The sequence below is a fragment of the Desulfovibrio sp. 3_1_syn3 genome, assembly GCF_000145315.2.
Lineage (GTDB): Bacteria > Desulfobacterota > Desulfovibrionia > Desulfovibrionales > Desulfovibrionaceae > Desulfovibrio > Desulfovibrio fairfieldensis.
Map to the genome: position 1 here is coordinate 1,301,611 of NZ_ADDR02000001.1, position 12,917 is coordinate 1,314,527.

Genomic DNA, 12,917 nt, shown 5'->3' on the forward strand with positions numbered 1-12,917 from the left:
GGGCCGCCATGTCCGTACCGCCACATTCCGCTTCCGCCGCTTCCGGCAATCCGTCCTGGCCCGTCCGCCGGGCAATGGCCGATGATTTCCCGGCCCTGGCTGAACTGTGGCGGCGCAGCGTGGAGGCCACGCATGACTTTTTGCTGCCCGGTGATCTGGAGCGGATTTACGCGGAAGTGGCAGACGTCTATCTGCCGGGTGTGGATGAAGTCTGGCTGGCGAAAGAAGAAGGCTGCCCGGTGGGCTTTCTGGGCTGTGACGGAGCGCATGTGGAAATGCTTTTTGTGGAACCGGAATATTTCGGGCGCGGCGTGGGCAAGGTCCTGCTGCGGCACGCCCGGGACCTGCACGGCGCGCTCAGCCTGGAAGTCAACGAGCAGAATGCGCGGGCTCTGGCCTTTTATCAGCGCCAAGGCTTTGCGGTGACAGGGCGGTCAGCCCTGGACAACGCGGGACGGCCCTATCCTCTGCTGTATCTGGCTTGGCGGGGATAAACCGGCCGGCGCATTTTCAGGATTAGTAAAACATCCCGGATTCGCCATCTGAACGAATCCGGGATGTTTGTTGATTTCCTGGTACCCGGAGTCGGACTCGAACCGACATACGCTGTGCGTGAGGGATTTTAAGTCCCTTGTGTCTACCAATTCCACCATCCGGGCATAGTGCGTCACATCAGGCCGCTGCCGCGAGGGCGCGCCGCCGTCACTCTTCTCCTTCCGTTGCCGCCGGGGCGGGCGGCACGCGCCAGGTTTTCAGCCCCTGGGGGGGGGCCTCGGGCACGGGACGCTCCTCTTCCTGCCACTGACCGGCCTGAATCCAGTAGACATGCAGGGCGGCCAGGCTTTTGTCCAGGCAGAGCAGCCGCCCCGTGACGCCGCGCGGCAGCAGGGCCGCCGCTTCCTGGGCGATTTTGCGGTAGACGTAGAGCTTGTGCGCTTCAAAGGCGCACTGGCACATCAGCGCGTCGCCCAGCGGCGTGAAATCCAGGTGTGTCGCTCCGGCCCGTAGCAGCAGGGCTTCCAGGTCGGCGATCAGCGTGCTTTCCACATCCAGCAGTTCTTCGTAGGTCAGGCTTTCGTCGTAGCTGAACTGCCCGAAAACCTCACTGCGATTTTTGTCCATGGCGGCCTCAATCTGCCGATTTTTATATGTCAAAGCCCGGCATTAGGCAACACGCGGCTGGTCTTGGGAGTGAAAAGCCGCTATACACGAAATATACACGGAACAGGCCGCCGCGCGGCAATTCCGAACAGGAGGAACTATGCGTTTCCGGGATACCTGCGTACTGGCGTTCTGTCGCTTGGGCGTGGCCGGGCTGGCTCCCAAGGCTCCGGGCACCTGGGGCACGGCCTTGGCCTGCCTGCTGGCGCCCTTTGTCTTTCTGCCGCTCGGCATGGGCTGGCGCGTGCTGGCGCTGCTGCTGCTCTTTGTGCTGGGCGCGCTGGCCGCCACGCGCGCGGAAAAGCTGCTGGGCCGCAAAGACCCCGGCGAAGTGGTCATTGACGAACTGGTGGGCGTCTGGCTGGTGCTGCTGCCGTTTGCCACACCGGGGGTCTCGCTGGTGGTCGCGGCCTTTGTGTTCTTCCGCATTTTCGACATCGCCAAGCCCTGGCCGGTGCGCGCCTCGGAAAACTGGCTGCCCGACGGTTTCGGGGTCATGCTGGACGACGTGCTGGCCGGGCTCTGGGCCCTGCTGTGCGTGGGGGTGTTGCACTGGGTCGGGCTGGTTTAGGGCCTGCTGACACTATGCCTTTTTGCCCGCTCACTATGCGCGGCAGCCGTTGTCCGAAGGACTTACGGATGGCGACAGTAATTGCATGGAAAAGGCTGTGTCGTTACGCATGCTGTCTTCATCCGTAGTTGGGCGTTGCTGTCTTTATCCGTACGGCTCACAAGTTCGCCTACGGCTAAAGCTCCTGCGTTGCAAAGAGTACACTCCCTCAAAGCAGGCTTATCTTCCTTGCGGGCGAACAAAAATTCTATAGCGTCAACAGGCCCCAGCCGGGATTTTTCCGAAGACACGCGGCATGACGCCGGAGCGCCGCGCAAAGCGGGCGCACCGACGGATTCCGGCGGAATATGCAGGGAAAAGCGGAAAAAAGAAATCGCCGTGCCCGGCGCTACTTCATGCGATAGGTGATGCGGCCGCGCGTGAGATCATAGGGGGAGAGTTCCACCTTGACGCGGTCGCCGGGCAGAATGCGGATATAGAATTTGCGCATTTTACCGGAAATATGGGCCAGCACTTCGTGGCCGTTTTCCAGCTCCACGCGGAACATGGCGTTGGGCAGTGCTTCCTGCACCACGCCGTCAACTTCAATGGAACCTTCCTTAGCCATGGGGCCTCCGTAAAAAACGTATTTGGCAATGTGCGCGTGAACGTGTTGTGTGACGGCAAAGCGGCGCTGCCGCCCTCGCGGTGGGGATTTTTTTGAAATCCCACAGACGGCCCGGCTTCCCGAAATTAAGCCGCTCTGAACGGCGGACAGCTTCACAAAAAAGCCCGCACCTGTCAACCGGAGCGGCGCACGGCATCCGCAAGCCCGGCGTATCGCGCGGCGGGCCTGGCCCCGTGGCGCTTCCGGGCGCGTTCAGAGCCTGTTCAGGTCCGTGCGGAACCGTGCGGGCTGTCGTCCTTGCGGAAGAGCAGCCACAAGCCCACCAGAATCAACGGCAGGCAGAGCGCCTGCCCCATGGTGAGCCAGCCGAAGGCCAGGTAGCCCAGCTGGGCGTCGGGCACGCGCACGAATTCCACCATAAAACGGGACAGGCCGTAACCCACGGCAAACAGCCCGGACACCGCGCCGGGCTTGCGCGGCTTGCCGGAGTATACCCAGACCACGATGAACAGCAGCAGGCCTTCCAGCAGGGCTTCGTAGAGCTGGGAAGGATGACGCGCATACGGGCCGCCGCCGGGAAAGACCATCGCCCAGGGCGCGTCGCTGACTTTGCCCCAAAGCTCGCCGTTGATGAAGTTGCCCAGGCGTCCGAAAAAGAGGCCCTGCGGCACCAATGGGGCCACAAAGTCCGAGACTTCCAGGAAGGACTTTTTGCGGCTGCGCGCGAAGTACCAGAAGGCCCCGAGCACACCCAGCAGCCCGCCGTGGAAGGACATGCCGCCGTTCCAGATGCGCAGGATTTCCACGGGATCATGGATGTAGACCGGCAGATCGTAAAAGAGCACATAGCCCAGGCGGCCGCCCAGAATGATGCCCAGCATGACGCAGGTCAGCAGGTCGTCCACATCGGCGGGACGCCAGCCCGAACCGGGGCGCGACGCCCGCCAGCGGCCCAGGCCCCAGCCCACGGCAAAACCGATGAGGTACATGAGGCCGTACCAGCGCAACTGGAGGCTGCCGATGGAAATGGCTACGGGATCAATATGCGGCATGGTCATGCGGGCAATTCCGGAGCGTTGAATTCGCCGCTTTTGCCGCCGCTCTTGTGCAGCAGGCGCACCCGGCTGATGACGATGTCGCGCTGCACGGCCTTGCACATGTCGTAAATAACGGCCGCGGCGCTCTGGGCCGCCACAATGGCTTCCATTTCCACGCCGGTGCTGCCCACGGTGCGGGCCTCGGCCTCAATACGCACCTGGGGCGGCATGTCGCGCACTTCAAAACGGACGTCCGCAAAGGTCAGATTCAGGCTGTGGCAGAGCGGAATCAGCTGGCTGGTGCGTTTGGCCGCCATAATGCCGCCGATTTTGGCGCAGGCCAGCACGTCGCCCTTGGGCAGGGCGGATTTTTTCAGCAGTTCCAAGGTGGCCGGGGCCAGCTCCACCACGGCCTCGGCAATGGCCACGCGCTTGCTGGGGGCCTTGTCGCCCACATCCACCATGGTTACGTTGCCCTGGGCGTCCAGATGTGAAAATGTATGTTCCATACTGCGAATCCTTATCGAGAACCTATGCTTTTGTTACAACCAGCCATGTGCTGATATACGCCACATACTGCAAGTAGGGGCGCGGTGCAAGCCGCCGGGCAGTCGCCGGAATCCTCAGCGCAGGCCCACCAGCCATTCCGCCAGTGACGGCGGCCGGGGAACGCGCGGCAGCTGCCAATGCGAGTCGCGCCGACTGTCGGAAAAGCGCAGACGTTGGCGCAGCAGGAGCATATCCGCAGTTTCCGCACCGGATTGCGCCTGTGCCGGGGCGACTTCAACCATCAACTGGAAGGGAATGTCCGCGTGGGGGCGCAGGGCCATGATTTTGCGGACAAAGGCCAGACCGCTGCCGAAACGCAGATCGTAAAACAGGAGATTTTGCGCGTCCTGAACGCCGGAGGGCGCCTTTGGGGCATCCTCGGGGCGCAGCGGCGTCATGACCGGCAGAAGCGTGAACTGAAAAAATGTCTCGCACGTCACGGACTGGCGCGAAAGTTCCTCTGTCAGCCTTGAGGGCGCGGCCTGATGCGTGGTTTCGGGCGCGCGCGGTCGGCCTAGGGCGTTGAGGCTCTGCTCACGCACCAGCATGCCGTCCGGCCCCTGTTCCTCAAATAATACCCGCCAGAAAAAGGGCGAAAAGGCGTCGGGCAGCACGGTCAGATGGCTGACCTGGCGGTTTTCGGCCCGCAGTAGGGCTTCCGCCTGGGCCGCGTGCCAGGCGTTGAGCCCCACGCCCGTCGCCGGATAGACGAAAACCCAGGCCAGGGCCAGGAGCATGAGGCCGCGTTTGCGCCGCCAGCGCCACACGGCCCAGAGCAGGGGCAGGGTGAGCAGCAGGTCAATGATGAAAACGCCGTTGAGCCGCACCCGCTCGTGCGAGAAGGGCAGAAAAATCATGGTGCCGTAGGTGGTCACCACATCCAGCCAGATGTGCAGCAATACCATGGCGCAGGTCAGCAGCCAGACCTTGCCGAAATTCCAGCGTCCCGGCGTGGTGGAACGCCAGAGCGGGTAACAGCAGAGAGCCAGCAGCAGGCCCAGTATGGGCATGGCGGCCAGGGAGTGGGTAATGCCCCGGTGCAGCAGCAGGAACTGCAGCGGCGTGGAGACAAAAACAAGGTCCAGGTCGGGCGAGGCCGCGGCCAGGGCGGCCAAGGGCACGGCCCAGCGGGTGAGGGGGCGGCGCGACAGGGCCAGCATGGCCACGGCGCCGCTGGCGGCATGGGTGATGGGATCCATAAGGCCTTTATTGCCGGAAGGGGCTGCGCTGCTTGGGCACGGCGCGATAGGCCGGGTCTTCGGGTGAGGGCTGGGCGCCGGTCAGGCGGTTGAAGCGGCTGATCTGCCAGTCCTGCATCCGGCTCATGACGTCCGGGCGGTTGTAATAGTAGAGCATGCGCTGGGTATTGCCGGCTCCGGTCATGGGATAGCGCAGCTGTTCCGCCGTTGACGGGGCCGGAGCGCCGCGCTCGCCGTCCGAGGAGGAGCCCGCCCCGATGCCCTTGGGGCCGCAACCCGCCAGAACCGGCAAGAGCAGGGCCGCCAGAACCAGGGGAACGAGCTTCGCCGAAAGGGCGGCGCGGATTTTTTTTACCAGGACCTTCATGGTTCTCAGTATAGACATGCGCGGCCCATCCGGCAAGTGGCGGAGAAAGGCTCGTTGCATTTGAAGTCAAGAGGGCCTATATCCCTGAAATATATGCGCCGCCGGCAGTGCGGCATTGCAGATTATCTGAATTATCCGGGTGAGGATTGCCATGGAAAGGGTGTGGGGAGCGCCGGATCTGCTGCGCCTTGCGGGCGTTCTTGCGCTGTCGCTGCTGTTCTTCGGCGTGTCGGCCCCGGCGTGGGCCTCCCCGTTGCGGGTGGGCCTGGACAGCAATTATCCTCCGTTTTCCCTGGTGGACAGGCGCGGTCACGCCTCGGGCTTTGACCTGGAGGTGGCCGAGGAACTGTGCCGCGCCATGGGCCGCCAATGCGAATTCGTCTTCCTGCCGCTGGACGGACTGCTTGAGAGCATGCGCAACGGCGGGCTCGACCTTTTGCTGGGGGTCAGTGAGACTGACGGGCGGCGGGAATTCATGGATTTCTCCAAGCCCTATTTTCGCGCGCGTTCCGGCTATATCGGCAGGCCCGGCGACGTGGGGGCCGGGAAGGACGGCGTGGTCAGGATCGGCGCGCGCGGGGGCAGCGTGCAGATAGGCCATCTTCGAAACCGCCGGGCTGAACGGGCGGAGGTTGTCCAGGCCGAATTCGGCCGCCTGCTGGACATGCTCTGCGCCGGGGAGCTGGATCTGGTTCTGGCCAATGACCTGGCGGGCTACAGTTTTCTGCTTTCCGAGCGGGGCCGGGATTTCGAAGTGCTGGGCGATCCTCTGCCGCTGGACTCCTTTCCCAGCCTGGTGAACATCGGCGTGCGCAAGGGGGAGGAGGGGCTGCGCGAGGAACTGAACCGCGCCATCCGGAGCATCCGTTTCAGCGGCGTGTTCGGGCGGATCAATCGCAACTATTTCCCGTACACCTTGTATTGACGGAGCCACGGCATGGATGCAGAGCAGGGGCGGCCCGAAGCCCCATCCCGGAAAATCAGGCGCATCAGCGCCTACCGCTTCCTGGCGCTGCTCATATTGCCCGCGGCGCTCCTGCTGGGCGTGGCCGGACTGGCGGTCTTTCTCAGTCTAGACACTATCCGTCAGATCACGGATTCCCTGGAAGAAGAGCACTTGCCCGGCATCCTGGACAGCCAGCGCACGGTGGACAATATCAATGTGCTGCGCAGCGAAGCCGCCGTGGTCTTTATGGCTGAGGATCCCGACCAACGGCGCGCGGCCCGGCTCAAGGTCCAGGCCTTGGTGGCCGAATCCGTATTCGAGCGCTCTCCGGAGATCACCGGCTTCGCCAAGACCGTGCAGGAACTGACGCAAAAGCTGGACAATGCCCGCAAGCGCAGCGACGAGGCCTCGGACGCGCTGCATCTGAACGAACTGCGTCTGTCCGGAGTGCTGGCGCTCCTGCGCCATGCCGCCGGCGACGTGCACACCCTTGAACCCACGCACAGCTCGCGCCACGTCACTTCGCCCGCTCGGGAGAAAGACAAAGCCCAGTATGAACGGGCCCGGAAGAGCTTTGAGCCGGTGCTGGCTCTCTGCCGCCGTATGGACCTCACCCCCGCCTTGAGCGAGGACTGCGCGGCCTTCCAGCGTGATCTGCGTGTGGTGGGGCAGGCCTGGAACGAAAAGGGCGAGGCCGATCAGGAGGCGTTGATGCTCTGGAGAAGTCTGGACGCCTCCCTCCAGGACCTGAGCAACGCCGCTTCCAGCGAGGAATTTCAGCGGGCCTATACCGGTATGGAAGGCCTGCGGGCCGAAGCCCGCAGCATGCGGAACGGCTTTTACATTTCCATCGCCCTGCTGGCCGCCATGGTGCTGGGGACCGTGGCGGTGCTGCACCGGCATATCCTCTCGCCCATTTCCCTGGCCGCCCAGGAATTGCGCCAGATCCGCTTCGGCAGCCCGGCCAAGGCGCTGCCGCCCGTGCGCATCCGTGAGCTGCAGCAATTGCTGGATCTTGTGCCCAGCCTGCGCGGCTACCTGAAAGATCTGGCCGCGCGTTCCGGCGCACTGGAGCAGGAGAAGAACAAATACGAGAACCTCAGTCTGGTGGATGCCCTGACCGGCGTGGCCAATCGGCGCAGCTTTGACGCGCGTCTGGCGCAAAGCGCCTGTTGCGCTTCGGTGGGCATGCTGATGATTGATGTGGATTTGTTCAAAAACTACAATGATTCTCTGGGGCATCTGGCCGGCGACAAATGTCTGGTCGCCGTGGCCAGGGCCATGCAGGCCACGCTCTATCGGCATGACGACACCTTGTTCCGCTACGGCGGCGAGGAATTCGCCGTGATTCTGGAAGATGTCGTCGCGCAGCAGGCCCTGGCCGTGGCCGAGCGGATCATGGACAGAATCCGCTCGTTGCGCCTGCCGCATCCCGATTCGGCGGTGGCCCCGTATGTGACGGTGAGCATCGGGGTGGCGGTGGCCCGGCGGGGGGAGGGCTGCTCCGGGGCGGAACTGGTGGCCCGCGCGGACAAGGCCCTGTACCGGGCCAAGGCCGGGGGCCGCGACCGGATCTGTCTGTACGGGGACGAGGACGCATAGGAACGCGGGTTGATGGCCTTTTTGCCCTCTGCCCGCGCCCGGTTCACTCCGTGCAAAGGTCGGCTTTGAATATACTTCCTCCACCCGCAACTCGCCGTTCGGCAGAGAACAAAAATCCTCATTACTCTGTGCTTCCCCAGCTTTTTTCGGGGCGGCCCTGTGTTCCCGCGATGCGGGTTCGGCAGGACAGAGCTGCTTGAAAACCGCTGCCAGCGAATGCCTGATTAACGTATCTGATTTATTGCTGTTTGTACTGGCCTTTCCAGCACGTTGAACCAATCCCCTAATACTGCCTTTTCATTTATTATGAGTCGCTTCATCTGCAAAGAGCCATTTGTTCGCAGTCGGCGGGTAAGGCGCTTTTGATAGCCCCCTATTTGAAAAGGGAAAATAAGCTATGAGAAAATTTAAGGTCGCAATGGTACAGTACAAAGTACCTACGTCAAATGTCGGAGAGAACACGGAACTAGCGATACGATATATCACAGAAGCGAAAGCGGAAGGCGCTGATTTTGTTCTTTTTCCCGAATGCTTCCTTTCGGCTTATCAATTTCCGAAAATCTGTGAACCATTACAGCCCGTTGAAGAGATTGAAACTAATGATGAATTTGCCAAGTGGTGTGAAGATGCCTTAGACGATGACTGCACTTATCTTGAAAAGATAAGACGGGTCGCGAAAGAACTAAGCATCGGTGTTGAGATCACTTGTCTCACCAAAGGGAAGAAATATCCTCAAAATACTGCATTTATAATTGACAGAGATGGTTCAATCATTTTGAAATACAGCAAAGTTCATACTTGTGATTTTGATTTGGAACGCTATCTTGAAAGCGGTAAAGAATTTAAGGTATGTCACTTTGACGGGATATGTATTGGAGTTATGATTTGCTATGACCGGGAATACCCTGAAAGTGCAAGAGAGCTAATGATGCAGGGCGCAGAGCTGATACTGGTGCCAAATGATTGTGATTGTGTCAGACCGTTCAGATTAAGAGAATTGTCAGTGGAGGCCATGCAGAATATGGTGGGCATTGCAATGGCAAACCCACCAGGGGAAAATTCAGGCTGTTCCTGCGCATTTCATCCTATGGTTTGGGGACATCAAGAAAACAGCATAATCGTCGCTGACGAAGAATTTGAAGGCTTGGTGTATGCTGTATTTGATATGGAATCGATAAAAAAATACCGCGATACAGAAGATTTGGGCAAATTTAGAAAAGTAAGCGCTTATAAACATTTGTTGTCATAATCATCAGTATAAATTGAACGTATTTTATTCTCATTTTTGACGTGTAGTTGTAATTTTTATTTTGCGATCTTCCTTGTGTTGCGCCTCCGGCCCAAACCTGCAAAATCCGCTTGTTGAGGGGGCTCCCCAATTCCCCGGCAAGTTGCGCTTTGCCGCCTTATGGCCGTTGCTGTTATTGTTCACACAATAAAAATAAGATTTTTCAGCGTTGGCAAGGAATAAGCGTGGTTTTGACGGATAATGCGGCAAATAAGAAGCCGGCAAAAGCTGGCTGGGAGGCGTCCGCCCGCGACGCGGGTCCGCGCCGTCCTTGCCTTGCGCTCCGGCTCAGACTATAATCTTGGCTTCATCTGCAATTATACCGCCGCGCGGGACAGCGCGACGTTTCCCTTGGAGTTGCCATGCGCCCAGCACATTGCGGCATAACGCCCGAAGGATGGCCCTGCATCGGCCTGACCGGGCTTTCGTCTCTGGTTTTCGCACTTCTGGACTGGTGGTTTCCGGCGCTGGCGCTGCTGGCGCTCTGCTGGTTCAGCCTGCATTTTTTCCGCGATCCGGAGCGGGTCGTGCCCCAGGGCGAAGGCCTGGCCGTCAGCCCGGCGGACGGCAGAATCATCCGTGTCGAAGACAGGGCCGATCCTTTCAGTGACGAAACCTGCTGCTGCGTCAGCATTTTCATGAATGTCTTCAGCGTGCACGTCAACCGCGCGCCCGTGGACTGCGTGGTGGAGGATGTCCGCTACTGGCCCGGCAAATTTCTCAACGCCGCCTTTGACAAGGCCTCCACGGACAATGAGCGTTGCGCCTACCGCCTGCGCGGCGACGACGGCCAGGTCTGGAGCATGGTCCAGATCGCGGGCCTGGTGGCCCGGCGCATCGTCTGCCGCACGGAGCCCGGCGATCCCCTGGCGCGCGGCCAGCGTTACGGCATGATCCGGTTCGGCTCGCGAGTTGACCTTTATCTGCCCCGGGGCTATGTTGCGGCTGTACGCATCGGCGAACAGGTTTTCGCCGGACAAAGCGTGATCGCCCGGGTCCATTGAGCCGGATACGCCGATCAGGCCACAGTATGGATGTTATGGAAAAGAAAAAGCCGCATAAAGGGGTCTATCTCCTGCCCAACATGATCACGACGCTGAGCATGTTTCTCGGCTTTTTGTCGATGGTCTGGGCAGTGCAGGGCCGCTTTGAAGAAGCGGGCATGGCTATCCTGGTCTCGGCCCTCATGGACGGCCTGGACGGAAAGGTGGCCCGCCTGACCAACACCGCCAGTGAATTCGGGGTGCAGTACGACTCCCTGGCCGATCTGGTGGCCTTCGGCCTTGCCCCGGCCATGTTGCTCTGGCAATGGCAGCTGCAGGCTTTCGGCCGCCTGGGCGTGGCCGCAGCGTTCATCTACGCGGCCTGCGGGGCTTTGCGCCTGGCGCGCTTCAACGTCAGCAGCGCCGCCGTGGGCAAACGCTTTTTCATCGGCCTGCCCATTCCGGCGGGCGGCTGCACTGTGGTGACCTTTGTCTTTTTCGCCTCTCTGTTTCCGGATTTCCTGGCTTCCGTCACGCCTTACTTCGCCCTGCTTCTGAGCGTGGGCGTGGGCGTGCTGATGGTCAGCCGGGTGCGCTATTTCTCCTTCAAGGAATATGATTTCCTGCGCGCCCATCCGGTCCGCACCATGGTGACTTTTCTTTTCCTTCTCGCCCTGGTGGTTTCCCTGCCCCGCCTGTTCGGCTTTCTGCTCTGCGCTATCTATATCGCGGGCGGGCTCGCCTACACCTTTGTGATTCTTCCCCGCCGCAACCGTCAGCTACTACGCGCCCTATCGCCCCAGAGCGATTAAGGCTGCGTAACGGTTCGCCGCCCGTCGGGCGGAAGACGCGCTCCCTGGACAGCCGCCCTTTACGGCGGCCGTTATGCAAGCAGATATATCTTGTCAACCCAGAGGAGTACGAACATGCAAAACCGCGTTTATTTTTTCGACACCACCTTGCGCGACGGCGAGCAGTCGCCCGGCGCCACCATGAATCTCCAGGAAAAACTGCGCCTTGCCCATCAGCTGGAAGTGCTGGGCGTGGACATCATGGAAGCGGGCTTTCCCGCCTCCAGTCCCGGCGATTTTGAATCCGTGCGCACCATCGCCGCGCAGGCCGGAGACATTCAGGTGGCCGGGCTCGCCCGTTGCGTGGACAGCGATATCGACCGCTGCTGGGAAGCCGTGAAGTGCGCCAAGAATCCGCGCATCCACACCTTCCTGTCCACCTCGCCCCTGCATATGAAGCACAAATTGCGCAAGGACCCCGAGGACGTGCTCAAGATGGCCGTGGCCGGGGTCAAACGCTGTGCCTCCTACACGGACAACGTGGAATTTTCCGCCGAAGACGCTTCGCGCTCGGAACGGGATTTTCTCTGCCGTGTGACCGAGGCGGCGATCAAGGCCGGAGCCACCACCATCAATCTGCCGGACACCGTGGGCTATGCCCAGCCCGAAGAATACGCGGACCTGATCCGTTATGTCATTGAAAACACGCCCAACAGCGACAAGGCTGTGTTCAGCGTGCATTGCCACGATGATCTGGGGCTTGCCGTGGCCAATACGCTGGGCGCGCTCAGAGTGGGCGTGCGCCAGGCCGAAGTGACGCTCAGCGGCATCGGCGAGCGCGCGGGCAATACGTCGCTGGAAGAAGTGGTCATGGCCCTGCATGTGCGCCGGGATTATTACGGGTTGGAGCACGGCATCAAAACCGAACAGCTCTATCCTTCCTGCCGCCTGCTCGCCATGACCATCGGCCAGCCCATCCCCAACAACAAGGCTGTGGTCGGGGCCAATGCCTTTGCGCACGAGTCGGGCATTCATCAGGACGGCATGCTCAAGAACCGCGAGACGTATGAAATCATGACCCCGCAGTCCGTGGGCCGCACCGAGAGCAATCTGGTCATCGGCAAGCATTCGGGCCGCAACGCCGTGCGCAATAAGTTCGAGAGCATGGGCTACAAGCTGGACGACGAGCAGCTCAACCTGGTCTTTGAGGCCGTGAAACAGTTGGCCGACCGCAAAAAAACTTTGCACGACGACGACCTCATGGCCCTGGTCCAGCAGGAAATCTACCGGATCCCGGACCGCCTGCGCCTGCGGCACGTCAGCGTGCAGAGCTCGGATGCCGGGGGCGTGCCGCCCACGGCCGCGGTGCTCATGGATGTGGACGGCATGGAAAAGAGCGGCGCGGGCTTCGGCGTGGGGCCGGTGGACGCCCTGTTCAACGTCATCGCCGATATGGTGGGGCGCGAGCCGGAGCTGGAGCAGTACGCCATCAACGCCATCACCGGCGGCACCGACGCCTTGGGCGAAGTGACTGTGCGCATCAAGGAGAACGGGCATTCCGCCGTGGGACGCGGCACGCATCCGGATATTTTTGTGGCCAGCGCCAAGGCCTATGTGGATGCCCTGAATCATCTGGCCAAGAGGGAGGAAGAAGGCACACGCCTCCACTGCCAGCATGATTAGCAGGCGTCTTTTGCCTTCCGGGCTGCGTCAGGCTACGCCGCCCACTCCAGTTACGTAGACGGCTACGCGCCTGTCGTGGGCGACTTGCCTTCCTTGTGCCGGAAGGCAAAATGCGCCCGCTAATCAGATACAT

14 protein-coding genes and 1 tRNA gene are annotated in these 12,917 nt (G+C 61.1%); 8 read left to right on the forward strand and 7 right to left on the reverse strand.

Annotated elements, in window-relative coordinates; translation table 11 throughout:
• Positions 1-8: 8 nt before the first annotated feature.
• Positions 9-494: an acetyltransferase gene (locus HMPREF0326_RS05445; protein ID WP_020990287.1), complete on the forward strand. Its 486-nt coding sequence runs from the start codon at positions 9-11 to the stop codon at positions 492-494.
• A gap of 79 nt (positions 495-573) precedes the next feature.
• Here the strand turns inward: HMPREF0326_RS05445 and HMPREF0326_RS05450 are convergent.
• Positions 574-659: transfer RNA gene (locus HMPREF0326_RS05450), tRNA-Leu, on the reverse strand.
• Between the two features lie 43 nt (positions 660-702).
• Positions 703-1,122, reverse strand: coding sequence for a hypothetical protein (locus HMPREF0326_RS05455; RefSeq protein ID WP_008683500.1), 420 nt, complete (start codon positions 1,120-1,122; stop codon positions 703-705).
• Between the two features lie 139 nt (positions 1,123-1,261).
• Here HMPREF0326_RS05455 and HMPREF0326_RS05460 point away from each other — a divergent pair, with 139 nt between their 5' ends.
• On the forward strand, positions 1,262-1,732 hold the full coding sequence (locus HMPREF0326_RS05460; RefSeq protein ID WP_008683501.1) for a phosphatidylglycerophosphatase A family protein: 471 nt from the start codon (positions 1,262-1,264) through the stop codon (positions 1,730-1,732).
• 388 nt (positions 1,733-2,120) lie between these two features.
• On the opposite strand, the gene infA is transcribed toward HMPREF0326_RS05460, so the two are convergent.
• The 5 genes from infA to HMPREF0326_RS05485 all read right to left on the reverse strand — a co-directional run bounded on the left by infA (position 2,121) and on the right by HMPREF0326_RS05485 (position 5,509).
• On the reverse strand, positions 2,121-2,339 hold the full coding sequence (gene infA, locus HMPREF0326_RS05465) for a translation initiation factor IF-1 (RefSeq protein WP_006008898.1): 219 nt from the start codon (positions 2,337-2,339) through the stop codon (positions 2,121-2,123).
• Positions 2,340-2,602: 263 nt separating this feature from the next.
• Positions 2,603-3,397 carry a prolipoprotein diacylglyceryl transferase gene (gene lgt / locus HMPREF0326_RS05470; RefSeq protein ID WP_008683503.1) on the reverse strand — a complete coding sequence of 265 codons (795 nt, stop codon included), beginning with the start codon at positions 3,395-3,397 and terminating at the stop codon, positions 2,603-2,605.
• A complete protein-coding gene (gene moaC, locus HMPREF0326_RS05475) occupies positions 3,394-3,885 on the reverse strand; it encodes a cyclic pyranopterin monophosphate synthase MoaC (RefSeq protein ID WP_008683504.1) in 492 nt (163 codons plus the stop codon). Before moaC ends, lgt begins: the two co-directional genes overlap by 4 nt.
• 114 nt (positions 3,886-3,999) lie before the next feature.
• On the reverse strand, positions 4,000-5,124 hold the full coding sequence (locus HMPREF0326_RS05480; RefSeq protein ID WP_008683505.1) for a metal-dependent hydrolase: 1,125 nt from the start codon (positions 5,122-5,124) through the stop codon (positions 4,000-4,002).
• A gap of 7 nt (positions 5,125-5,131) precedes the next feature.
• Positions 5,132-5,509, reverse strand: a complete 378-nt coding sequence (locus tag HMPREF0326_RS05485) for a hypothetical protein (protein WP_020990288.1) — start codon at positions 5,507-5,509, stop codon at positions 5,132-5,134.
• 133 nt (positions 5,510-5,642) lie between these two features.
• On the opposite strand from HMPREF0326_RS05485, the gene HMPREF0326_RS05490 reads away from it, so the two are divergent.
• The 6 genes from HMPREF0326_RS05490 (at position 5,643) to HMPREF0326_RS05515 (ending at position 12,784) form a co-directional block, all read left to right on the forward strand.
• The gene (locus HMPREF0326_RS05490) at positions 5,643-6,416 is read left to right on the forward strand and encodes a substrate-binding periplasmic protein (protein ID WP_020990289.1); all 774 of its coding nucleotides are present in this window, start codon (positions 5,643-5,645) and stop codon (positions 6,414-6,416) included.
• 12 nt (positions 6,417-6,428) lie between these two features.
• Positions 6,429-8,039, forward strand: a complete 1,611-nt coding sequence (locus HMPREF0326_RS05495; RefSeq protein ID WP_008683508.1) for a GGDEF domain-containing protein — start codon at positions 6,429-6,431, stop codon at positions 8,037-8,039.
• Positions 8,040-8,436: 397 nt separating this feature from the next.
• On the forward strand, positions 8,437-9,288 hold the full coding sequence (locus HMPREF0326_RS05500) for a carbon-nitrogen hydrolase family protein (RefSeq protein WP_008683509.1): 852 nt from the start codon (positions 8,437-8,439) through the stop codon (positions 9,286-9,288).
• A 401-nt stretch (positions 9,289-9,689) separates the two neighbouring features.
• Positions 9,690-10,331, forward strand: a complete 642-nt coding sequence (locus HMPREF0326_RS05505) for a phosphatidylserine decarboxylase family protein (RefSeq protein ID WP_008683510.1) — start codon at positions 9,690-9,692, stop codon at positions 10,329-10,331.
• Between the two features lie 26 nt (positions 10,332-10,357).
• On the forward strand, positions 10,358-11,122 hold the full coding sequence (gene pssA, locus HMPREF0326_RS05510; protein ID WP_008683511.1) for a CDP-diacylglycerol--serine O-phosphatidyltransferase: 765 nt from the start codon (positions 10,358-10,360) through the stop codon (positions 11,120-11,122).
• Positions 11,123-11,236: 114 nt separating this feature from the next.
• Entirely contained in the window at positions 11,237-12,784 is a 1,548-nt protein-coding gene (locus HMPREF0326_RS05515) for a 2-isopropylmalate synthase (protein ID WP_008683512.1), read from the forward strand.
• Positions 12,785-12,917: the final 133 nt, after the last annotated feature.